Raw genomic sequence first — 23,104 nt, forward strand, 5'->3', positions numbered from 1 at the left:
AATTGCGGTGCCCCGTCACACCACGGGGCAGGAACCGAGGAGTCCAGGTATTACTCTGGATTAGTCAAGGTCGTAGTAGTCATACCACGACACATTGTTCTGGGTGTCCCAGCGGGACAGTTCGTCTGCGGTAGCGTGGTCATACTTGCAGGAGGAGCAGTATCGCTTCTCCGGCTCGGATTCTACCGTCCACACGCTGACATTTTCTTTGCCGCAGTCGTCACACTTACCGAACATGTAACCTCCTCTCCAGGTTCCGTGATTCTTCTCTTGTGAGAAGAATGCTTACTGTGATTATAGCATGTAGAACATTCCTAATAAATAAAATAATTACTTTCTACCATTACAACATGAGAAAAAAGAAACCCTAATAGAATTTATCAAAACAGCTATTCCATAGTTTCTTCGATTTTCAGGATTTCTTCTTCTGTCAAACCCACTCCTCTAGCTATTAGTGAAACAGTAACCCCATGCTTTAACATGTTTTTAACAAACCCTTCTTTCCATTTTCTAAGCCCTTGTTCTAATCCTATTTTTAATCCTTTCTCGTATCCACGTTTCTCAGCATAATCTAAAGCAGAAATTTCATCCATTAACGCTCTCTCTCTCATTTGATCTAATATACGTGCTTCTTGCTCTGGACTTAAATACTCCAATGCAGCCATTGCTTTTTTTAATTCAGGCATAATCCATCGCCTCCTCCCTTAGATTTATACTCTCTAAAAGAAAAAGCCCAAAAGGGCTTATTCCATATAGATAAAATCCAAATTCGCTCTTAGAGTGATCACTTCATACTTTCTTTGATTTTAAGAACTTCTTCTTCTGTCAAATTTGTTGCTTCTGCTATTAATGAGACAGCAAAACCTAACTTAAACATATTTTTAACGATTTCTCTTTCCTTTTTTTCTACTCCACGTTTCTCAGCTTTATCCAATGCAGAGCGTTCATCCATTAACGCTTTCATTCTCATTTCATATAACATACGCGCTTCTTCATCTTGGCTTAAATACTCCAATGCAGCCATTGCTTTTTTTAATTCAGGCTTATCCATTGCCAACTCCTCCCATTTACTCTTATCGACTTCTTTTAAAAAAGAAAGCCAACGAACGAGATGATCTGACGAATTACTAGAACTAACTAGTTTAGGCAGTTCCAAAAAATGAATCTCGATATCATCCGTTAAAATGTGCTGTGTATGATCTTCACGCAAGTGGAAAATGCTGTGATAGCGGTCATTTCGTATCACACGGAAGTTTAAGATATTGATCGTTATAGTTTTCTTCAGGTCTCCATAAGGTTGCCCTTTCTTCAATTGCTCACCATACATTTTCGACCAGTAAAATAATGTGCGTTTTTGGATATCGTATTTATTGAAAAGCTGAATTTCTAAATTGATTTGTTTTCCATCGGCAGTCACCGCTCGCACATCTAATATGGATAATTTGTCTTTCACCATTGTTGTGTCAAGATATGGATTGACAAGGATAATATGAGTGAGCGGCTGTTGTTTTGTTTCTTTTAGTGTATCGTTTAGAAAAGACAGAAGTACATCTTTATTTTCTTCACTGCCAAAAATCTTTTTAAATACAAAATCTACCTTTGGGTCTAATACGTCCATTACCATCGTCCTCTTATTATAATCATTATATCACTCAAAAATCCCTCTTCGATATCGTGTTACGACTGGAAGGATTGGAATTTTTTAGAATGATTAATTTTGGACAATTCTAACATCAGAATGTATGTTTGTAAATGTTTTTTTCCAGAAATCATATTCCCTAAACGAAAAAAAGCCCAAATGGGCTTATTTTTGCGGGGAAATACCTTTTTTCTTTTTCACTGGCGGAAGAATCTTTTTCGGATTTACTGTACGTTTTCGCTCCCAAGTTGATTCTTCTTGTGGGTCGTACTGTTCTAAAAACTGGATGACTTCTCTGGTGATTGGTGTTGGGGTAGAAGCACCAGCAGTCACTCCGATCAAGTTTTTCCCTTCCAGCCAATCGAGTTGAATTTCGCTGACATCTCCTACTCGATAAGCAGGGACTCCAGCGATATCTAGGGATACTTGGGCTAAACGGTTGGAGTTGTTGCTCATCGGATCTCCCACTACGATAACCAAATCGGTTCCTATTGCTTGCTGGGCTACTGCCTCTTGGCGTTCTTGGGTAGCGAGGCAAATTTCATTGTGAATCTCTACTTTTGGGAACTTTTCTAGCACTTTATTCATCAAGTGTTTGGTATCCCATTGACTCATGGTAGTTTGGTTCGTCACAAGTAATTTAGCATTTGTCAATGTCAGATCCTCGATGTCTTTTTCATTTTCGACCAAATGCACATGGCCTGGTGCTACTCCCTGTGCACCTTCTGGTTCTGGATGACCTTGTTTCCCAACGTAAATGATCTCATAGCCTTCCGCTACTTTTTCTCGGATGAGATCATGGGTTTTGGTCACATCTGGACAAGTAGCGTCCACGATTGTCAGCCCACGTTCACGAGCGCGTCTGCGAACTTCTGGGGAAACCCCGTGTGCGGTAAAAATAACAGTACCTTTATCTATTTTCTCTAGAATCTCCAAGCGATTTGGGCCATCTAACGTAATAATATCTTCGTCCGTAAAAGCATCAACAACATGCTTGTTGTGCACAATCATACCCAAAATATAAATAGGACGCGGTAAGTCTAGGTCTTGTGCTGCTTGTCTGGCAAGTACCATAGCATCCACAACCCCATAGCAATAGCCACGTGGAGTTATCTTTTTCACTTCCATCTAAAAACCCTCCCAATCGTCACAACTATTATATCGAATCCAAATGAGGTTGCAAACGAATATCCCAAAAGTTGGGCAAATAGAACTGGTACATTTGCTTAGGGGCATACATACGATATCGTGTCATCAGAACAGAAGGGATTGTGATTAACGTGGAACAAAGACCACCTGTAAAGCCTGTATTACCACCAATGCCTCCTAAAAAAGCAATGCCAATGCCAATACCCAGACCAACATATCCACCTTACCAACCACCTTATCAAGCACCGTACCATCCACCAAAACATCATTACAGACACCATCATAAACATCACTGTGCTGTCCCATGTGATCCAAAAATGTTACATCACATGTATCGCCATATGAAAATGTGTCATCGTTATGAAATGCAAATGCTCAGAATGTATATGAAATGGTGCAAGGAGCAATGGAGACATCGTGACTCTCGTCGCTATGATCCTTGCGATCCTCGTCGCGAATCCTCTTCTTATCGTCGGGAATCCTCTTCTACTCATCATCACGGCGGTTGTGGATGCTAAACCATCATTTGGCGGGAATCCCGCCTTTTTTTGATTTCTTCCAATCCCTGCGAAAAAAAACCTTGCCCTACAGGCAAGGTATCCATTTATGATTTGGATGAATTCTTGATTCGCTCCCGAATATACAAAGTTGCTAATACAAATGAAATACTCATGGAAAAAATAAGTAGAGCAGATGAGTCCAGAAAAGATTCATTCATTTTCCAACAAAACCTCCTCACCTTTTGATAATGATCTTCACTCCATACTATAATATTTTTCATGTTATGAATGGTGAACTAATGCTAAATCGTCATAAAATGTTGCTACTTAACTTGGATGTATTCTTGTCTATTATACACGAAAATCACATGTTACACCCATTAATCACCACATTATCACAGAATTTACTTGTTTGAAAATGGTGTCTCCTCTTTTCCTTGCACAGGAAAAACGCCACTGTATATGGTAAACTAAGTACATAGCGTTTGACAAGGATGGGGATTTACCATGTTTAAGAAAATGATGGCCATATTAGGAAAGGGAGCAGCAAAGATAGATCTTGTTCTATATCAAGCTGAAGTCCCGCTAGGCGGTCAAGTAAAAGGAGAACTCGTTTTACAGGGTGGCACAGTGGAACAAGTGATCAATAAAATTGAAGTGGAACTTTATTTTGAATTAACGACAAAAGATAACAAAAAAATCACTCATCTGATTGCTGTCATCCCATACCAAGCATCCTTCGCCATCCAACCTGGACAACAAAGAGTAGTTCCTTTTGAACTGCCGATACCAGAAGACTTGTTAATCACAAGTCCAACCGCTTCTTTCTATCTTTCCACCCATTTAGACATACAAGGTGGAATAGATGCTTCAGACCGTGATGAAATTATTGTTATCCCCTCCTTCGACCTAAGACAAGCCTTGTTAGCACTGGAACAATTGGGTTTTCAAGAACAAGCTGATTCACGTTTATTTAATGGTGTCACACAAGAATTTATTTTTACTCCTACTACTTTTTTATTTGACAAGTTAGAACGCATGTCCTTTATTGTCGCATTAGACCCTAATCAGATAAGACTTTTAGTTGACCTTACCATTTATTCATTTTTCGGAAGTAAACATAAACAACATGAAATTATTCTTCCTATGCATCTTCTCGAAAACCTTGGAAAATTAAAATCTTATTTACAACAAACCTTATCCACTTTGGTTGATGGAAGGGAACAAAGAAAAGATGCTCATGGCCGATCTTCATTTGTGGGCGCGATGGGCAAGTTTGTCAATGATCTCGTAAACGAATTTGACCGCCGAAAAAAATAAGCTACGATGCGGTAGCTTATTTTTTATTGTCTGCTTCTTTCCTAACGGTCTAATAACAATAACCAATATAGATTGTTCGCATTGCCAGCAGCAATTAGCGTGTAAGCATGATCTTTGGTTGTATCAAAAGCAATTGCAGCGATGTTGTTTTGTGTTCCTGTCACTCTTACTTGTATATTTGTCCTACCTGGATTTGCTACTGCATATGGGGTGTGTTCTTTATAGGGAACATCTGAGAAAGAGATATTTTGCTGTCGTTCCACCAAATCTAGCGATGGTGCATCAGGGGAGAGATGAATAAAACGAATCTTCGCTTTATTGGCGGGAATCGTATCCGTCTCTTCATAACGAATCAGCTGCACACCATCAGTGGGTTTTTTACTTTTATTGGCAACTACAAATAAATATCGTTTTCCACTATCCACTGTAATCTCTTGCTGCCAAATTGGATTGGTAGTTTGTCTTGTTGGATACAGAGTAACCGTATGTTTTCCTGCTTTAAGGGGAATATGGGGATTAACTGTCAAATATGTAATCGTCGCTGCATATCTCCCATCAATATGTACATCTACTGGTTGCCTGGCAGCTACTACTGCTGCATGTAAAAAACGAATTCTTGCCCTTCTCGCCTGCACTGGAACCGTTTGTTCATGAGTACTACTTTGTATGAATGATTCCTCGTACTTTTTTAAGTGATGGTGATAAGCTTCGGTATATTTTTCATATTTTTCCTTGTCTACTTCTTGGTAGTAGTTTGCCAAAAAGTAGTATTGTGTCACTTTTTCCAGCTCATCTCTCCACAATGTTATCTGCCTCCTTATTGGACTTCAAAAGTAAAAGTTGAAATTTCGGCTTCTGATGTTTTTTTCCTACTGTAAACAAGGTATATGATTCTCCCGGTTGGAAAGCCAACTCAGGTACACGGTAAATCAGCTCATTGTTAGGTGTAAAACAAACTTGCAGGGCTGAAGTATATGGCGATAACGTTAGAAAACGCGCCTCTCCAAATGCGACATTAGAAAACAACACTTGCCGTTCATTGGCAATACTGACAGGCTCTATGTCTGGTGATAATTGAATCATTCGCAGCTTTGTTCTGCCTGTAACTGGCGACACGTCATCCCGAAAAAGCGAAAGTCGTGGAGTATGACGATTTTCCGTAATCGCTAATGTAAAATGATCTGCATCTGGAAGTTCAACTTGAGATTCCCATAACACTCGCTCTGGCTGCATAGACGAAGTAATCTTTATAGTCGGAAATGGGCTCATCACTTCAAAAGACACTGTTATTTCACCAAACCTGAGGGAATGAACACATTTCATTTCGTTTACATATATATCTATTGGTGTCGGGAGTAATGTACAAGCATGCAGTATCTGACAAGTAGAAGCCTCTCTTTTCATATACATATCTTTTTCATCCTTCTTTTCCTGTATGTTTCCTTTCTCTATGGAGATGGCTCTCCCGATCAGGAACAATCAGAACATGCAGATCGAAATCAGGGGAAGTTCCCATGACATAGACAGAATAAGTATGGTTCGATTCTAAGCGATAAATAGGCGAATGAAATAAGATGTTGCGTGTACCAGATACCCTTAACGAAAAGTTTGTAGTCTGAGGAGTGACCGCGCGATAAGGACTCACACTCATATAGCTATTGTTTGAAAAGAAGCAAGAACCACTAATGTTTACCAAATCCATATTAGGTCCTTTTGTTAAAAAATGAATAAATCGCAAATAAGGCCCAGAAGAACGATTTTTCGATAGGAGACTGTCTTCTACAACAAATATTTTTTTTGGCTGCAAACAGACGGTATAGCACTTATTTCCTCGTACCGATATCATCCGTCGATGAATGGCTTTGCTCTGATCTCCTACTCGATATACCTCTACCCAATTGTCTCCAGCAGGAAGTCTCATATATTGGGTGATCGCTGTAAAAGGCAGCCCTTTCGTACATAAAGCATCGTTGACATACACATCAAACTCGCCCATATCTGTACTCGCATGAATTATTCGAACCCCCGCTGCTGTCACTTCTCTCCCCCCATTCCATACAGCTCTTTACTACTTTTATGCATGGGAAGGGCAACCCATGTTAGAAAATATAAAAAAGAGCAGGGTTTATACCCTACTCTTCCGGTTTATATTTTACGAGATTTACCCCAATGTTCACCTTTGGACCAGCTTTCATATACAAATCATTACCAATTCTCACCAATCGATATAGATTGGTTTTATAGGGAATTCGCCACCTTTTCCACGTTTTTGGATCGATCTTGAATAAGCTTCCATCTACTGTAACATAGAGGTATCCATTTGGATGAAATACCATCGAAGTACCTGTCGAGCTTGCCCCTCGAACAAGAGGTGCCTGTCGTACTGCTTGCCTCTTTACAGGATCAAACTGAAACAATATCCCGTCGGATATTCCCCACAGCATTCCATCAGGACCTACTGTCAAGCCACTGATTCTTAGTGGTATACCTTTGACTAACGGAGAGTACTCAGCGACTTTTGTATTTGTATTTGGATCAAATTCAAATAATACTGCTTCTGATTCCTTTGGAGTTGTCGCGTCTCCGCCTTCGATGCTCGTACCTACCCATATGCGGTTATTTTTTGCTGCAAGAGTGGTGATCGTTTGATTGGGAACGATATTACGGAACACATTTGGTTTGTCTTTTTTCACGAGGTCATAGACGGTTAGCGCCCCGCCCCATGTCCCATATTCGGATCGAGTCCCGACGTATAGCTTGTGATGGAAAGCAACAAGAGACAACGGTCTGATTTGCTCATATTCTTTTAAATGAAAGAGCATCACCGGATTTTCTTTTACCCGCCAAGTTTGCTTGGGATCATATTCTAATATTTTCCCTTCTGGATATGTTCCAACATATAACTTATCACGATCCCATACCCAACCTTCTACTTGACCTAGACCAGGAAACTGACTGTGTTTGCCTGTTTCTGTATCATAAATCCCAAGTGACCCATTGATATAAGCACTGGAATACAATTTTCTATCTGGTCCTGCAATAACATGGTAAAGATCAAGCGGCTGTGGTGGAAAAGGAAGCGTATACTCTTCATGATTTCCTGTGGTCGGATTATAACGAAAAACTCTACCATCGTAGTTACCAATCATTCCAACTAATGATTTGCCAGGATAACCGGGTTCATCAAATTCTTCCCAGCCCCAACTGATCACATTATTTGCAAGGGATGTACCAGGAACAGGCGCATAGGTTTTGGTGGTCGTATCAAACCGATAAAGTTGATACTTATAGGAGAAATAAACGGATTTCCCATCTGGTGCAAGTGGAGATACACCACGTGAACCAATCGAAAAAAACTCTTGTTGCTGCTTGGTCAATCCATTTGTCACCATATCGGGTTTACCCGTTACAGGGTCCAACAATACCTCACGAAAAGACGGTTCTAATTTGACAAATAATCTACCGGCAACAAAATCGAGATCATAAGCGAAAGAATCTGTCTGATACTCCACTGGTAAGATCGGTCTTTTTTCTCCTGTCCTCAGATTGAATCTAACCACATTTGCCCGAATTGCACCAACTCCTGCAAAGAGCACATCATTTTCAGCATCTAATGCCAGATCTCTAGCATACACATCTGGAAATACCGACCCTAGATCATACGATTTCCCGGCTACATTATAAGCAAAAACTTTTGCAGCACCATAAGAACCGCCATATACAGTTCCATCTTTGCCTGGGTCAAGCCCATAGAGGACATTGCTGCCAGATGGAGATACACCCATATCTGTCAAAACTTCTGTAATTGGATCATAGCGATAGACATGACCATTGCTATATGACCCCAGCCATACTTTCCCGTCTGTTGATATGGTAACAGTCCATATTCCTTTTGCTCCGGGAATAGGTATGACCTTTTGAACTTTCCTTGTTTTCAAATCTGCGATGACCAATTTGCTAGGATTGCCAACAATCGGCGCATATACGACAGGTCTGCCTTTTACATCTTTGCCAAAAGCAGACTCATAAAGTGTCAAATCGTAAACTTGTGGACCAAGGTCCTCCATTTCATCCGCATATACTGTTCCCTGAAGCCATATTCCAAAACCAAGACCAACAATAAAGAGAATCGAGGAACAAAAACTGCCATTTTTCCATTTAGATATATGATGAATGTTTTTCATGATACGTTTAGTCTTATCTGCCCGGTCTATCTTATTCTTTATTTGCAAAAGAAAATGAAAGAGCAGGCACGTCACCTGCTCCAAATGGTTAACATATATATGATTGCGCTCCGGGCGGTAGCCATACTCATCTACCACCCGGACTCTCTAAGACACCAAAGATTCCTCCAGAACCTTAGCAGCCTGAAGAGCTCCACGCCGAATCCAATTAGGAAGGCGTGTTTTCACATTTCCAATTTCAAACCAGTCTCTGATTTTCCCAAGTTCTAGCCAATAGGCACATTCATGATAAGGAAACTTAGGATCGCCACCAGGCTTGTCTATAACGTAGATGACAACCCTGCCAGGAGCCAGATCAAGCTTCCTGTAAGTCACAAAGAGAAGCGAAGATTGAGCAACATCCAGCTGGGTCTTACGCTTGATCAATTGAGGAATAACCTCTCTGGCACGTGGGATGCCAGTCTTGTTTAGCATCCTTCGCTTGACGAAAAACTTAACCTTAACAGCTTTACTGGCTTGGAAAACTTCCGAGGAAAACTCATCCTTGTTGACATTGACTTCGACAAAGTCTCGGTGTTCTTTGAACATCAAGTCACTGTTGTTCTTGGAAATTTCCCACATCACCGAAAATACTCTGCCGCTGACCAGCCCCAGACCTTGGCGAGATTCTACTCCCTTATAATCATCTGGCTTCCTCTGAAGAATCAGCACCCGCCACTTTGTCCAATCATCGAGAAAGTTCCCATCGGGACCCCTTCGATCGATGATAAAAACATTGGCTACAAGCTTTCTGCTCATCAGTGACCTTTCTTTTGTATATAAAATGGCCTGTTTTCCTATCATATCAAAACTACAGAGAGGTGATAAGCGCTTTCATTAATTTTATGATGGAATACTATTTTTTTATCTAAACAATCAATTTCGGAACTGGTCTGGTTCCATTATCTTTGCTCTACTTCTAATGCAACTTTGCCTAGCGGTCTTTCTGCTGGTCCTTCGATGACTTCTCCATCTGTAGAGAAACGAGATCCATGACAAGGGCAGTCCCATGTACGATCGCCATGGTTCCATTCCACTTCACAACCCAAATGGGTACAGGTGGAATCAACAATATGAAGATCTCCATCTGTATCTCGGTATGCTCCACATCGTTGTCCGTCCACCATTACAACTGCGCCTTCATCTTTCGCTAAATCTTTAGGCTCTTTAAAGGTTAAACCTACTTTACCTGCAAGGAGTGTTCCTGCAACATTTAGATTTTGCACAACTACGTTACGAAGACTTGGATCTGCTTGGAAACGTGATGGTGTATACAACGCTTCATAAGGATTAGGCCGTTCCATGATCAAATCGGTAATCAATAACGCAGAGACAGTACTATGAGACATTCCCCATTTGCGAAATCCAGTTGCTATATAAATGTTGCGGTGTTTTTTTGTCATTCGCCCAATGTAAGGAACATTATCAAGTGTAATCAAGTCTTGGGCGGACCAGCGATACAGATACTCTTTCATTCCAAGGGTATCACGGGCAAATTGTTCCAATATCTCATAGTGCTGCATCGTACAAACACCTTTACCAGTCTTGTGTGACTGACCTCCAACTAAAACATGCGGTTCTCCATTAATCGCGACTTCTCGAAGGGAACGGGTTGCTGGAGAATCGATCGATAAGTACATCCCACCTGGGTAAACCTTTTCTGGTTTTATTGCTAGAACATAGGAACGTTCTGCATGAAGTCTAGCAAAAAACGCCCCTTTATCGTAGCAAGGAAAGTGGGTACACAAAACAACATCCTCACAAGTGATTTTTAAATTTTCACGAGTAATAACGATAGGATGCTGACCTTCTTCTATATCTACAACTGTCGTATTTTCAAAAACTTTTCCACCAAAAGACACAAATTCATCTAATAATATTTGTAGATAGCGCAGCGGATGAAATCTCGCTTGGCTGGGCATCATCAATCCTGCTTTTTCCCCTAATTCCAATGGCAGTTTATCGATGTAGGAACCTTTGATCCCTAATGTTTGGTAAGCTTTGGCTTCTGTTTCCAATTTTGCTTTATTGGCATCATCTATCGTATAGAGATAGGCGTCATCTTGTTTAAAATCGCAATCAATCGCAAGCTGATGGATCGTATCTTCGATAAATTTTTTAGCAGATGTATTTGCTAAATAATACGATTCTGCTTGAACTGTACCAAAATGCTGAATCAACTCATCATAAATCACATCGTGCTGAGCGGTTATTTTTGCTGTGGTGTGTCCTGTAGTTCCATTCCCCACTCTTCCAGCATCTACAAGTATGATATTTTTCCCTTCTTTGGCAAGCAGATATGCTGTTGTAATACCAGCAATTCCTGCTCCGACCACAACTACATCTGTCTTCAAATCTTCCTCTAGACTAGGAAACCCAGGAAAAGGATTTGGATCTCTCCAGTAAGGTTCTGGGTAGATAGGGATCTGACCGTCCAAGATATTAACCTCCATTGTCATAGACATCACACACTCAAAAGATATATTCACCGAAACGAAAAATGGTTATACATTTCCAATAGTCAGCGAATACTTTTCCCATTTGAGAGAGCGATCCTATAAAAAAAGTTCGCTTTTCTTGTAAAATGAAAAACGAACCTTCAAAATAATAATGTATTTACCCCAATACAAAGGAGTGCTACTTATCTTATTTATTCGACATATCGACCAACAAGACAAAGAATTTCAAACGACTTGTAACTTAGTGAGAAACGATGATTTAGAGAAAGTAAAAGAAAGATTACAAGAGTTTCCTGTACATTTGAAGCAAAAAACATCAGACGGCATCACGTTATTTTATTTTAGTAAAACAAAAGAGATGACCTCGTATCTCATCGAACAAGGATTGTCTGTCCTCAGCACAGATGAATGGGGCAATACACCATTACATTTAGCAGCATATGAAGGGTTTACAGAAGCGATTGCAACCTACTTACAAAATGGAGCAAACGCAGACGCGGAAAACAAATGGGGACAAAAACCATATCAGCTCGCTTTGACACCAGCAACTTGTGATGCATTTGTGAAATCAAGACAGAACGCCCGAAGAAGCTTAGAAGATGATTTGTTACATATCTCCTTATATGATGCTGCAAAACAAGGAAAAGAATCAGCTATTCGATATATGCTTTCGTCTGGAGTGGACCCAAATCGACTAAATCATGAAGATTTCCAAGCAGATTACTGGGAGAAAACGCCTTTGTATCACGCAATTTATATTGGCTACCATCGCATTGTTGATCTTCTCTTGCAACATGGAGCAAATCCAAATGTACACAGTGGTGTTTCCCTATATCGCTGTGCATACAATGCTGCTACTGTTCAAGCACTGCATAAATACGGCGCAATAGCTACTCCTGATCAACTCGATCAGGCATGCTGGGAAGCAGTAGTTAACGTAGGTAATAATGCGATGTTACAAGAACTCATTAAATTAGGAGCTCCGTTAGAAAAAAAATCTATTATTCACGACGCAATCAGAAGAGTAGATCAAACTACAGCGGAATATCCAAAAGTCATCAAAACGCTGGTCCAACATCGTCCTGATTTCTTAAACAATATAAGCGAAATAGATGAAACGCCGCTTATTAAAGCGATAGACATGGGTAATCAATTGATTATCGAGTGTTTAGTCGAACTTGGAGCTGACATCAATAGACCAAATAAGCAAAATGTTACTCCGCTTCTCCAAGCGAGCAAACGAGGTTATGTGAATATCGTAAAGGGCTTGATTGAACATGGTGCCGACTGTACTTCCAAAGATGGAGTTGGCCTGTCCCCTTACACATGGGCTGTATTTAATCGACAAACGAAGACAATCGCTACGATGGAAACAGCTCTTATAGAGGCGGGACAGCCTATTCCTGAAGCTGCTCTACCACCGAGGTCAACAGACTTCCAAACAGATACAAGCCATCTCACCCATTTCTTCCATGATGACGATTGGAATGATGCCATCTTTATACGTTGGGATAGAAATAAATTTTTAAACCTTGCCTATCAACTAGGGTTTGTCAATCGGTATGTAGCAGTACATGAAATCGCTGCGAATCAAGTAAATTTCTTCTTTTATGCAAAAAAAGAACTTCACCTTGAATCAAACGATCGAGAAGATATGATGGTGGTAACGCAATACTTTGCCTTTCATCCAGAATATCCTGATGCTTGGATGTTATATACCAACTGGTGGAATGAAGAATCCGATGTGGACTATACGCAATTTCACTTTCGTTGTCCTGATGAATTACGAGAGGAAACCCAAAATGTGATAGCGGAAAGTGATTTGATCACGAGTTTTACTTTGGATCATGTGGAAGAGGGACAGCCTATTGCACAATTATACGATTATAGCAAAGAGATTTTGCAAATTGGATTAGATGAACTCTGGCAGACTTCTTTTTATAAAACATCCAAATAAACAAACATTAAGAACACGTCTCAAAAAAGATGTGTTCTTTTATCTATTTCACCTATCTTTATGTGCTGGTGTGCTGGCGACGAATCAGGATAATCCGTCAGCAGCACACAACCCAGAAGGAGAAACACAATGTGCTCGTGATTCACTTTCTGTTTAAGCGAACACCAATTTCATATTCGTTTCCTGAGGATCGCTCCGCTCCTGCACTCTCAAAGCTGACGCTTTCTCTTGTCCTGCCGTTGTGCGGTCTCTCTTCTTTGCAGCGATCTCCTTCTTCTGCACCTTCAGGCTGGCAAGTCTCCTCTTCAGCTTCTCCTGACGGTAGATGCTGTAGGGAATGAGCCCAAAAACGTAGAAAAAAGCAATGGACCAAAAGAGAAGTTTACCGAAATTGTCCGGCAAAAAGTCGGTGCAAATGGTGATTACCATAGTGGCAACCCCCATCAGGGCGACGATGAAAATCCACCCGAAACAGGAGGCACCTCTTTTCTTCCACATCTGCACATCGACATAGAGCAACACGATGAGACGCAGCCAGAGTAGGAACGAACAGAGATGGATGACCAAGGTAAGCTTCTTGGTCTTGTTGAGCGAGAACAGACTCACACGATGCACAACTGTTTCCCTTCCTGAGCCTTATTACACTGCTTATCCTCATATTACCCTATATTTTATTAACAACAAATAGCCATTTACTTGATTTACTTTATTTTTGTCCTAAAAACACCTACACCAAAGCCAGAAATTAAATAAATCGACTCCTGAAAAGGAGTCGATTCTTTTATAAAATGAGATTAGGTAAATCTCCGACGACAACTTACAACAATCCTTGTTCCGCGCTGTAATAATATGGTTCTCGTAAATATGGCTCTTTCACAAACAAAAATAAATCTGCGGCGAGAAGAACGGCAAATCGCTACAAGTACCTCTCCACGACGAAGTCTTGCCGTGATCGTTCTACCTGAAAACGAACCACAGGTACGAGTAGCCGTTTGACCTTGACGTAAAACAATCACTTCTGTGCGAAAATGGCTCTGAGGATCACTGTGATGACGTCTGTGGTGATGTCTACGGTGATGTCTGCGGTGATGTCTACGGCGGCGATGTCTGCGGTGACGCTCGTTATTGTTAAATGTTTCCAATCTATTACCCCCTCTCCATAGATTGCTATATTTTATGAAAGAGAAAAGGAAAAGGAGATAATGCAATTAACCATTTTACATAAATTGAGCATAAAAAAATCCCCTTTGTTTTCATAACAAGGGGATTTTAATGATTATTTGTCTTTCTTTTGCATCGATCGAAGTGCACTGCGATAGTCTGAATCAGAAATCTGGATTTTCTTTTTAGCTAGCCCCGGCTTTTGGGATTGGAACTTTTTCAAAGCTGCCCGATAGGTACTATCTTCGATCTTAAAAGGCTTTGTCTCTTTATTTGATTCTTTTTCTATTTCTCTTTTCGATTCTAGATTTACTTCTTCAACATGTTCCTCTTTTGTTACAGGTTGCAATTCTGCTTCTAATTGTTCTTCTGAAATCCGTTCTTCTTCTGCTACCTCTTCCGCCACTTTTTGAATCGTAGATTCAGCTGGATTGGATTCTAGTACTTCTTCTGGTGTTTCCACAATGGATTCAGCTTCTAAAACTTGTGATTCCTCTTTATTACGGTTGGATGCAGCGCGAACATTTACCACGATTAGAACAATCAAGAGAATAGCAGCAATTGCAAAACAAATAATAGGTATAATCATGGGGCTTACTCTCCCTTACCTAGCCTCGATTTTCAACAAATTGTTTGGTCACTTCTGCAACCCTTTTTCCAAGTGCCCGTCCTAGAGCGGTATCGTTTGCCGTTAATGTTGTAGCAACTCCAGGTGTATCTTCTACTGGACAAGTAACACCAACACCATAGTATGAACCATAGAGTGCATTTTCTGGAATATCGGCAGGAAGGCCAACTACAATCATTCCTTGGTGCAACATAGGAGTTATCAAATTGAGCAGGGTCGCTTCTAAACCACCATGATGTGTAGCAGTGGTACAGAAAACTCCTCCGATTTTATTGATCAGTTTTCCCTCAGCCCATAAATAACCGAGTTTATCAATCCATGTCTTTAGCCCAGCGCTGATTGTTCCAAAATGACCGGGACATCCCCAAATAATAGCATCCATATCTACCATTTGATAAACATCTGCATCATTTACATGGTGAATATGTACTTCAGCACCTTCTACATTACCTGCACCTTGAGCTACAGCTTTGGCCAATGACTCTGTGTGTCCACCTTCACTATCATAAACAACATATACTTTCATGGCGTTTCCTCCTGATACGAGCTAACATTAGTCTCTCTTTACTAGGGTGTCAATCCTCCACATATTCCATACGAAATAATTGATACCCTTTGAGCAAATTGTGTCCCTGTATGATTATATCAAAGAAATCATTATTGTGGGGAAAGAAATATGAACAACATTAAAATTTAAATACATGAATTAATGGGAAAATCTCATTCGACATCTGAATTTCCTTGTAATAACTCATTTTTGTTGTTTTTAGCTTGTTTCATCGTAAGGGGAAATTTAACAAAACAAATCCTAAAAAAACCCTTATCTTGTCGACTCCTCTCGTCGGAGAAGGACGAAAACATGAGGGGTCGCTTTTATTCCTTTTCGAGCATTTTTTTACCATATAACGGATCATCGAGTAAAGGTCTACCTATTGCAATTATATCTGCTAGTCGATCTGCTAAAATAGCATTTGCCAAATTTGTCGTATAGATCTTCCCTACTGCTATAATCGGTAATTTTACATACTGTTTGAACTGTAAGTTTCCAATCATCACAGGGCTTGTGATAGTATTTATCATAAGTTACCTCTCCTCTTTTAAACTATAAGCTTGAAAGGTAGTATAGATATGGATTCCAGAATCCAATGAAAAAACGATCCACAAACCGTTGTATCTTTTGATCTCATATGACTTTTAAGAGAATAACTCCGTTGAAAATCGACAGACTAAATAGATGACAAAGGAGAGATTCGATGAAAAGAACTATTGCTGATTCTATCGTCCAAACACTCATAAACGCTGGCGTGACACGAATTTATGGAATAATTGGAGATTCACTTAATGCACTCATCGATGCTATTCGGCGTTCAGGAAAAATCGAATGGATTCATGTACGTCATGAGGAAGTTGCTGCATTTGCAGCAGGAGCAGATGCCTCCTTAAATGGGAGCATCGCAATTTGTGCCGGAAGCAGTGGACCTGGTAATTTGCATCTCATTAATGGGTTGTACGACTGCCACCGAAACCGAGTACCTGTACTTGCCATTGCTGCCCATATTCCCAGCTTTGAAATCGGAAGCGGTTATTTTCAAGAGACTCGACCAGATCAATTATTCAAAGAATGCAGTTCTTTTTGTGAAATGGTAATGGGAGCAGAACAAATCCCTCATATGGTCACCATGGCCATGCAGTCAGCAGTCGCAAATTCAGATGTATCTGTTTTAGTGTTACCTGGGGATGTTGCCGCTTTTGAGTACGATAAAACAGATGTGCCTGAACATGTTTTCCACCCAACTCATCCCATCATCCATCCCGATAATAATGAAATCAAACGACTTGCTGAATATTTAAATGATGGAAAACGTGTAACTTTGTTGTGTGGCGCTGGTTGTGCAGGCGCACATGATTCTCTAATGAAATTATGTGAAAAGTTACAATCCCCAATGGTCATAGCTCTCAGAGGAAAAGAATATTTAGAATATGATAATCCTTATTCTGTCGGACTCACAGGATTAATCGGCTATTCTTCTGGATATCATGCCATCATGGAATGTGATGTATTGCTTATGCTTGGAACCGATTTTCCATATCGGCAATTTTACCCGGAAAAGGCCACCGTTCTTCAAGTAGACATAGATCCTTCTCATCTAGGTCGCCGAACGGCACTTACCTACGGTCTTTGCGGAGATGTAAAACAAACTATCGAAAAATTGTTACCTCACTTAGCAGACCACGACCCAGACCATCTTAAGCGGTTCTCCAAACATTATGCTCATGTCCGTAAAGAATTAGATGAGCTGGCTGCTCCGGGACGCAATGTGATTCATCCCCAATATTTGACTAAACTTGTAAGCGATCTTGCCTCAGAAGATGCTGTTTTGACATGCGATGTTGGAACACCTACTCTGTGGGCGGCTAGGTATTTGCGTATGAATGGCAAACGACGACTCTTAGGATCATTTACTCATGGCACGATGGCAAATGCACTGCCGCAAGCAATTGGAGCTCAAGTTTCCCAGCCGGGACGTCAAGTCATTTCTTTGTCTGGTGATGGAGGTCTATCGATGTTAATGGGGGATTTGCTGACTCTTAAACAGCATAAACTTCCTATAAAAATCATCGTTTATAACAACGGTTCACTCGCTTTCGTAGAATTGGAGATGAAGGCTGCTGGTTATCTTGAAATGGGGACAGAACTCGACAATCCCAACTTTGCTGCTTTGGCTCAAGCTATCGGAATGAAAGGAATACGAGTGGAAAATCCGCTGGAGTTAGAAGGAGCAATATCTCAAGCACTAAAGGAGGATGGTCCAGTGGTTGTCGATGTTGTTGTCAATCGACAAGAATTAGCGATGCCGCCTTCCATTACATTTGACCAAGCAAAAGGCTTTACTTTGTGGATGCTAAAAGCAGTGTTGAGTGGTCATGGAAATGAATTAGTGGAACTGACAAAGACAAACTTGTTTCGGTGATCTATCCAAAAGTTTCTGTTCTATGGTACCATACTTCCAACACGTGCGTTTCTCGATATTTTTACAGACATATGATTCTACTTTTTCCCTTCAAAAATCATCTTCTTATGAGATTTATTTACAATATTGTTAAAAATATCAAAAACATTTGTAACCGATATATAGAAATAAACGCCTAAAAAAGTGAGCTTTTCTTCTTTTTTAGGCGTTTATCATTTGAAATATTAAAATATTTTCGATACAATATTTGTAATAAAGTAAAATTATTTAAAAGGATGTGGACAATTGCAACTTATCGATTGTTTGCAACAACTTTATAATGAGTTGCAGGAAGTTACCATTCATTATGAACCGAACAAAATTCCTAGCTATGACAATGAAGTGTTTATTGGAAATGAATTATTTTCTTATTATCAAAACAAACTTGTTTACTACTATCAAAATGATGGCTATGAATCTACAACCGAAATGTTGTACCACTTAGAAGAACTGCACCTCCTCCATAACAAACCCTTCCAAGAGTACTCTTTTTATTTCGAAGATTTATCATTAGATGCATGTCTGACATTTATTATGTTTTATTGCCGACATCATAATGTAGACAGAAAAGATTTCCCCTTTGAATGGATAGACTATACCATCCGATGGGAATCAGATGATGTAAAAACAACAGGAAAACCATTTCAGTCTTGGGGATGCTTGCACAGTGCATTGGCACACTCTTTTTTCCTTATTGAGGAGCAGATCAATGAAGATGGTAAAATGTTTACTATCATTGATGAATCCAATGTAACAGAAGGCCTTCAGGCATGTATCTATCTTGCTATTTCCCTGATGATGGATCAAGTACTCCCCTATGAGATTCCCAACTCCGACCACATCGAAGAATATAACCGTGCTTTACTTTACTTGAAGCGAGAGTATCAAAAGTATGAATTGAGCATCAAACAAGCAACCATTACACAACTAGAGCTGCCCGTCAAAGACTCGCAGAAAACCATGCTTGTAGATGCATTTATAACGACAGAAAACACCTATATCGGACTGCTCAAATCTTTTCTTATCCATGATAAAGAACGAACATGGCTTGAATCAGGGTTCCAATTTTTCGCCATCTATCGCCCAGAATTAAGCGGCACTGGTCGTGACATTGTTATCCAAGTAGAAGCAGGGCAAAATCTCCATTTAAAAGACTTATGGTATAAACTCGAATCATTGGAAAATGAACGTTGGGGTGTCCATCGGCCTACCGATTGTCATTGGCATGATCAAAACGGAAACTATCAAACTGTAACTGCCCCAAAATGTAAATATCATCAAAAAGAACATTCCAAAGTACAGTGGTCTGATGTAATAAACACTATCTGGGAGCTATACAATCCTGCTAAATCTATTACTGTAAATCCCTACCTATCTAATGGAACAATTGGAGACTCTTGCCGAATATATGAATGCAAACCTATCTGGGCAAAAGAAAAATTTTTAACTGCTGCAAAATGGAATTCACTCGGACAGCAGCAAGTTTTAGTGACATCTCCAACACTGCAACGATATTTAGCAATATGCGCATCACGCATTCGAGAAGACGAGATTCCGCCTATCTATCCTTTACCTCCGGAAAGCTCGTTTGATTTTGTTGAAACTCCATTTGGTTATGCTATCGTGCATGAAAATGGTGTTTTTTTACTAGATGATTGGAATACAGAGTCCCTTGATCTGCCCGCATATCAGCAAGAAATCGAACATGTAGTGAAGCAGGTCACTCTCTTCCAAAGCGTACATCAAGATTGTATTCAGATGATGTCGAAAGTGTTGGAATGGTTAAAAATGAAACAAACCTTGTCCAATGTAAAACTCATGGAAATCAATCATTGGATCAGCTCCAATAAGACGAAAATTCGCTATGCCATTCTTACAACCATGTTCTCTTCTTCGGATTATCATCTGCAACTCTTTCGTGAAACGCTGGAAAAACGTTGGACCTTGCACAGCCAACTCCAAGAATTATATGAATCTATTTCTGAGTTAGAACAAATCATTGAAAACCACACTAATTTAAAGACAAATCGTTTGATTGTGCTCATCACGATTTTTGGATTTCCTGTTGTATTATTCAGTGGTCTATTGCAACTTATTTTTGAAGATGTCCCTAGTTATAAATGGTTAGGAATCCATTGGACAGGATTGGCCCTTTTTATTGTCCTTTCTTTACTTGGGATGGGAGGATTGGTTTCTTACTTGAAATATAGTCCTGCTCCCAAAAAAGGTGAGCTAAATAAGTCTACTCCTTAAAAATCTTTTGTTGGAAAAAGTAAAACAATTACATCATTTTTAGATTATTCGGGCCTATTTCAAGGCTCTTTTCTTTTTATCGGTACATGAAACCATGAGAAAAAGAACATTAAAATAAAAAAACAAAAAAAGGAGAATAATTTTCAAAAACCTATTGCCGAATAAGAACTGCCGGTTGTATAATCTTATCGTCTAAACGAATGATTCCCTATGAAAAGAGAAGCTATCCGCTCATTCATGCACTCATATCATCTTATAGCACTGGATATGCCTCGAAAAAGGACGAGACAGTATTTTACCAGAAAAGAAGGATGCCCTATGTTCACCACTTTGCTGCTGATTGTCGTACTGCAAATTGTTTATGTATCCATGCTTACTGTTCGTACCATACTCACCATCAAAGGTTATCAGTTTATGGCAGCATTGCTAAGTAGCGTGGATGTATTGGTTTATGTAATTGGATTCAAAATTGTATTGGACAATTTGGGTCAACCGATCAATTTGATCGTCTACTGTGTCAGCTATGGCATTGGGTTATTTTTAGGCATGAAATTAGAAGAAAAGCTAGCACTTGGATATCTAAATATTTCCGTTATCACCAAAAAAGAGAACATTCAACTTGCAGGACAGCTAAGAGCGGCTGGTTATGGAGTCACAGCATGGTTTGGCGAAGGTATGGAGGGAGAGCGATTGGTTCTGTCTATTACAGCTCATCGAAAACAACAGCATAAACTTTCTAAACAGATCACAGAACTAGACCCAGATGCCTTTATCGTAGCTTATGAACCTAAACATTTTCAGGGTGGTTTCTCTTTCCAACCTTTTCGTAGAGCATCCAATGTATTAACTCTCCCCAAAAAGAAAAAAGCAATTTAAGTGTAAAAAATGCTTTGCCCCTAAAAAAGGAGCAAAGCTTTTATTTTTGCTGGAACTGTTGTTCAAATTGCTTCATTGGATCATTCTTGTCCGCTTCACTTACTACATCTTTGGGCACAACTAATTTCTTTGCACCAGGGTACTTGATAACAGTTTGGATATCGAGATGTTTTTGTCCTTTCACTCCATTATCCAGATTTATCGTTTGTCTTGTATAGAAAACTTCATTTTCAATGATTTGAACCGTAAAAGTTTTTTTGTCGATTACCATTTTCGTATGATACTTTTGAAACGCTATTTCCTTAGGATCAATCACGTCTGCATATCGTTTTAGATAGCCTTGCATCCATTTGAAGTTATTATTTTGATCTGTACTTGTTACATTTAATTCATAGGTTTTGTCTGTTTCTTTCATTTGGACTTGATCCCCAACTGATTTTAAAATAGAAAAATAAGTTTGGGCCTTTAAATCGTTTATACTGCCAGAAGAAGTCATAGACGCTATATCTTCCGCTTTGAACGGTCTCTCATATGGGATTTTCTCCCATGCTTTTTTCTCGCCATCATATATATTTCGATAGTATTGGTATCCGGGTAATTGATAGACTTGTTCGTCCGAAGACCCATCGCTATATTTCGATTGCGTATAGTATTCCTTATCCCCATAGTATTCGATCTTAGACTCCACCCATCCCCCAGCAATCAATGTCTCTCTGCGATGATATTGGACAGGGATTAGCTTCGTTTGTTTTTTCAATTGCTGAGAAACCTTTGACATCACTTGATCTTTTGTCAACGGTTTTACTACTACTTTTGCAGCTTTTCCTGAGCAAGCTGACAGAACAAGCAGCAACATAAACATAGGAATGAAATAAGCTATTTTTTTTACTCGCATTTTTATTCCTCACTGATTTATTTTTTTAAGGATACATGGATATCACCTTTCTTGGTATCAATAACTAAGTTTCCTGTTCCATTACCGAGGGTTCCTTTGATGTATCTAATATGATAATAATCTTTATCTTTATCGATCATTTTTTTAATTGGTAAGCTATTATTCATCGTACCGCTTTCACTTGTAAGAGCGAGATAGAGGTTAGCTGGTAAGGTTTGAAACGTAAAATCCACATTTCCTGTTTCTGTTGTTATTTCATCACTCGTGTATACAGGTGCAATTTGTTCAGCTCTTATACTTCCTGTGCTCGATTTCAAAATCATCGATCCATTATAGCGGGTGATGTTGATGTCTCCAGATTGTGATTCTCCTTTTACCTGTCCCACAGAGTCTAGGAGTGAAATATTTCCATCCCATGAAGTAAGCGTCATGTACCCAGCGTTGATTTTTTTCAACTGGATATTTCCCTCATCACTTGTAAAATGAACTTGATCTCCGGAGATATTCGAGAGATTTGCTGATCCTGCTTGTGTATCTACTTTTATTTCACTAGCCTGTAGGGGAATATCCGATGTTAAATTACCATCGTGTGTACTCAATTCGATAGAATCATAGACTTTACTTGGGATGAAAACATCTAAGCTTAGCTCTGAGGGGAATGCTTGTTTTTCTGTTTCTGTTTTCACATTATTTTCTTTATCATAAACTTCTAAGTATACTTCGTCCCCTTGTTTCGACCATTTCAACTCAACATCATCTTGTTTCGGTATTTTCCCGTTAATTTTCGCTTGCATTTGATCATTGTTACTCTTATGTAGGTGTAGATTTGCTCCACTTGAGTAGATCCCTATTATCTTTGCTGATATACCATCAACATTTTTCACCTGATTTACCACTTTGCGATCATCTACGGGTTTTGTTTGAAAAAGATCTGAATAAGAATAAACGATTCCAACTCCTAGAAGTACAACTATAATCAATGCAGTCAATATGATTTTTGTTTTGTTTTTCAACTGTACACCCCTTTCGAGGA

Annotated in this window: 22 protein-coding genes; 6 read left to right on the forward strand and 16 right to left on the reverse strand. The window is 39.6% G+C overall.

The annotated features are described in order from the left end of the window. Positions 1-389: 389 nt before the first annotated feature. The 3 genes from AC5WOE_RS03980 to AC5WOE_RS03990 all read right to left on the reverse strand — a co-directional run bounded on the left by AC5WOE_RS03980 (position 390) and on the right by AC5WOE_RS03990 (position 2,767). Positions 390-686 (reverse strand): hypothetical protein, encoded by a 297-nt coding sequence (locus AC5WOE_RS03980; RefSeq protein WP_496051977.1) that lies wholly within the window; start codon positions 684-686, stop codon positions 390-392. 98 nt (positions 687-784) lie between these two features. Then, on the reverse strand, positions 785-1,618 hold the full coding sequence (locus AC5WOE_RS03985) for an Rpn family recombination-promoting nuclease/putative transposase (protein WP_496051978.1): 834 nt from the start codon (positions 1,616-1,618) through the stop codon (positions 785-787). 186 nt (positions 1,619-1,804) lie between these two features. Beyond that, positions 1,805-2,767 (reverse strand): 4-hydroxy-3-methylbut-2-enyl diphosphate reductase, encoded by a 963-nt coding sequence (locus AC5WOE_RS03990; RefSeq protein ID WP_496048711.1) that lies wholly within the window; start codon positions 2,765-2,767, stop codon positions 1,805-1,807. Positions 2,768-2,910: 143 nt separating this feature from the next. On the opposite strand from AC5WOE_RS03990, the gene AC5WOE_RS03995 reads away from it, so the two are divergent. Next, positions 2,911-3,306 carry a hypothetical protein gene (locus AC5WOE_RS03995; RefSeq protein ID WP_496048712.1) on the forward strand — a complete coding sequence of 132 codons (396 nt, stop codon included), beginning with the start codon at positions 2,911-2,913 and terminating at the stop codon, positions 3,304-3,306. A gap of 489 nt (positions 3,307-3,795) precedes the next feature. Continuing rightward, entirely contained in the window at positions 3,796-4,608 is an 813-nt protein-coding gene (locus tag AC5WOE_RS04000; protein ID WP_496048713.1) for a sporulation protein, read from the forward strand. A 41-nt stretch (positions 4,609-4,649) separates the two neighbouring features. Here AC5WOE_RS04000 and AC5WOE_RS04005 read toward each other — a convergent pair whose 3' ends face one another. The 6 genes from AC5WOE_RS04005 to AC5WOE_RS04030 form a co-directional block, all read right to left on the reverse strand. Then, positions 4,650-5,411 (reverse strand): DUF4397 domain-containing protein, encoded by a 762-nt coding sequence (locus AC5WOE_RS04005; protein ID WP_496051979.1) that lies wholly within the window; start codon positions 5,409-5,411, stop codon positions 4,650-4,652. Beyond that, positions 5,398-6,018, reverse strand: coding sequence for a DUF4397 domain-containing protein (locus AC5WOE_RS04010; RefSeq protein WP_496048715.1), 621 nt, complete (start codon positions 6,016-6,018; stop codon positions 5,398-5,400). The genes AC5WOE_RS04005 and AC5WOE_RS04010 overlap by 14 nt, the downstream gene beginning before the upstream one ends. Before the next feature lie 7 nt (positions 6,019-6,025). Further along, positions 6,026-6,646 (reverse strand): DUF4397 domain-containing protein, encoded by a 621-nt coding sequence (locus AC5WOE_RS04015; protein ID WP_496048716.1) that lies wholly within the window; start codon positions 6,644-6,646, stop codon positions 6,026-6,028. 94 nt (positions 6,647-6,740) lie between these two features. After that, entirely contained in the window at positions 6,741-8,930 is a 2,190-nt protein-coding gene (locus AC5WOE_RS04020; RefSeq protein WP_496051980.1) for an NHL repeat-containing protein, read from the reverse strand. A 9-nt stretch (positions 8,931-8,939) separates the two neighbouring features. Beyond that, positions 8,940-9,590, reverse strand: coding sequence for a hypothetical protein (locus AC5WOE_RS04025; protein WP_496048718.1), 651 nt, complete (start codon positions 9,588-9,590; stop codon positions 8,940-8,942). 143 nt (positions 9,591-9,733) lie between these two features. After that, complete coding sequence (locus tag AC5WOE_RS04030; protein WP_496052041.1) at positions 9,734-11,272, reverse strand: FAD-dependent oxidoreductase; 1,539 nt, start codon at positions 11,270-11,272, stop codon at positions 9,734-9,736. 193 nt (positions 11,273-11,465) lie between these two features. Here AC5WOE_RS04030 and AC5WOE_RS04035 point away from each other — a divergent pair, with 193 nt between their 5' ends. Further along, positions 11,466-13,247 carry an ankyrin repeat domain-containing protein gene (locus tag AC5WOE_RS04035; RefSeq protein ID WP_496051981.1) on the forward strand — a complete coding sequence of 594 codons (1,782 nt, stop codon included), beginning with the start codon at positions 11,466-11,468 and terminating at the stop codon, positions 13,245-13,247. 153 nt (positions 13,248-13,400) lie between these two features. On the opposite strand, the gene AC5WOE_RS04040 is transcribed toward AC5WOE_RS04035, so the two are convergent. The 5 genes from AC5WOE_RS04040 to AC5WOE_RS04060 all read right to left on the reverse strand — a co-directional run bounded on the left by AC5WOE_RS04040 (position 13,401) and on the right by AC5WOE_RS04060 (position 16,116). Further along, on the reverse strand, positions 13,401-13,862 hold the full coding sequence (locus tag AC5WOE_RS04040; protein ID WP_496051982.1) for a hypothetical protein: 462 nt from the start codon (positions 13,860-13,862) through the stop codon (positions 13,401-13,403). 179 nt (positions 13,863-14,041) lie between these two features. Continuing rightward, positions 14,042-14,389, reverse strand: a complete 348-nt coding sequence (locus tag AC5WOE_RS04045; RefSeq protein ID WP_496051983.1) for a hypothetical protein — start codon at positions 14,387-14,389, stop codon at positions 14,042-14,044. 134 nt (positions 14,390-14,523) lie between these two features. Next, a complete protein-coding gene (locus AC5WOE_RS04050; protein WP_496048722.1) occupies positions 14,524-14,997 on the reverse strand; it encodes a hypothetical protein in 474 nt (157 codons plus the stop codon). Between the two features lie 19 nt (positions 14,998-15,016). Beyond that, on the reverse strand, positions 15,017-15,562 hold the full coding sequence (locus tag AC5WOE_RS04055) for an NAD(P)H-dependent oxidoreductase (RefSeq protein WP_496048723.1): 546 nt from the start codon (positions 15,560-15,562) through the stop codon (positions 15,017-15,019). A 347-nt stretch (positions 15,563-15,909) separates the two neighbouring features. Further along, positions 15,910-16,116 carry an oxidoreductase gene (locus tag AC5WOE_RS04060; protein ID WP_496048724.1) on the reverse strand — a complete coding sequence of 69 codons (207 nt, stop codon included), beginning with the start codon at positions 16,114-16,116 and terminating at the stop codon, positions 15,910-15,912. A gap of 173 nt (positions 16,117-16,289) precedes the next feature. On the opposite strand from AC5WOE_RS04060, the gene poxB reads away from it, so the two are divergent. The 3 genes from poxB (at position 16,290) to AC5WOE_RS04075 (ending at position 21,176) form a co-directional block, all read left to right on the forward strand. Next, entirely contained in the window at positions 16,290-18,008 is a 1,719-nt protein-coding gene (gene poxB, locus AC5WOE_RS04065) for a ubiquinone-dependent pyruvate dehydrogenase (RefSeq protein ID WP_496048725.1), read from the forward strand. 285 nt (positions 18,009-18,293) lie between these two features. Beyond that, entirely contained in the window at positions 18,294-20,300 is a 2,007-nt protein-coding gene (locus AC5WOE_RS04070; RefSeq protein ID WP_496048726.1) for a hypothetical protein, read from the forward strand. A gap of 318 nt (positions 20,301-20,618) precedes the next feature. Further along, positions 20,619-21,176 carry a DUF2179 domain-containing protein gene (locus AC5WOE_RS04075; protein WP_496051984.1) on the forward strand — a complete coding sequence of 186 codons (558 nt, stop codon included), beginning with the start codon at positions 20,619-20,621 and terminating at the stop codon, positions 21,174-21,176. A gap of 40 nt (positions 21,177-21,216) precedes the next feature. Here AC5WOE_RS04075 and AC5WOE_RS04080 read toward each other — a convergent pair whose 3' ends face one another. Further along, positions 21,217-22,071, reverse strand: coding sequence for a hypothetical protein (locus tag AC5WOE_RS04080; protein ID WP_496051985.1), 855 nt, complete (start codon positions 22,069-22,071; stop codon positions 21,217-21,219). A 17-nt stretch (positions 22,072-22,088) separates the two neighbouring features. Beyond that, positions 22,089-23,084 carry a DUF4097 family beta strand repeat-containing protein gene (locus tag AC5WOE_RS04085; protein WP_496051986.1) on the reverse strand — a complete coding sequence of 332 codons (996 nt, stop codon included), beginning with the start codon at positions 23,082-23,084 and terminating at the stop codon, positions 22,089-22,091. Positions 23,085-23,104 lie beyond the last annotated feature (20 nt).

Source organism: Shimazuella sp. NTD248 (genome assembly GCF_059510395.1).

Coding starts and splice junctions, on each gene's coding strand:
- AC5WOE_RS04060 (WP_496048724.1), bottom strand. CDS start 16,116: ATGATAAATACTATCACAAGCCCTGTGATGATTGGAAACTTACAGTTC.
- AC5WOE_RS04025 (WP_496048718.1), bottom strand. CDS start 9,590: ATGAGCAGAAAGCTTGTAGCCAATGTTTTTATCATCGATCGAAGGGGT.
- AC5WOE_RS04075 (WP_496051984.1), top strand. CDS start 20,619: ATGTTCACCACTTTGCTGCTGATTGTCGTACTGCAAATTGTTTATGTA.
- AC5WOE_RS03980 (WP_496051977.1), bottom strand. CDS start 686: ATGCCTGAATTAAAAAAAGCAATGGCTGCATTGGAGTATTTAAGTCCA.
- poxB (WP_496048725.1), top strand. CDS start 16,290: ATGAAAAGAACTATTGCTGATTCTATCGTCCAAACACTCATAAACGCT.
- AC5WOE_RS04050 (WP_496048722.1), bottom strand. CDS start 14,997: ATGATTATACCTATTATTTGTTTTGCAATTGCTGCTATTCTCTTGATT.
- AC5WOE_RS03985 (WP_496051978.1), bottom strand. CDS start 1,618: ATGGACGTATTAGACCCAAAGGTAGATTTTGTATTTAAAAAGATTTTT.
- AC5WOE_RS03990 (WP_496048711.1), bottom strand. CDS start 2,767: ATGGAAGTGAAAAAGATAACTCCACGTGGCTATTGCTATGGGGTTGTG.
- AC5WOE_RS04010 (WP_496048715.1), bottom strand. CDS start 6,018: ATGTATATGAAAAGAGAGGCTTCTACTTGTCAGATACTGCATGCTTGT.
- AC5WOE_RS04080 (WP_496051985.1), bottom strand. CDS start 22,071: ATGCGAGTAAAAAAAATAGCTTATTTCATTCCTATGTTTATGTTGCTG.
- AC5WOE_RS04055 (WP_496048723.1), bottom strand. CDS start 15,562: ATGAAAGTATATGTTGTTTATGATAGTGAAGGTGGACACACAGAGTCA.
- AC5WOE_RS04000 (WP_496048713.1), top strand. CDS start 3,796: ATGTTTAAGAAAATGATGGCCATATTAGGAAAGGGAGCAGCAAAGATA.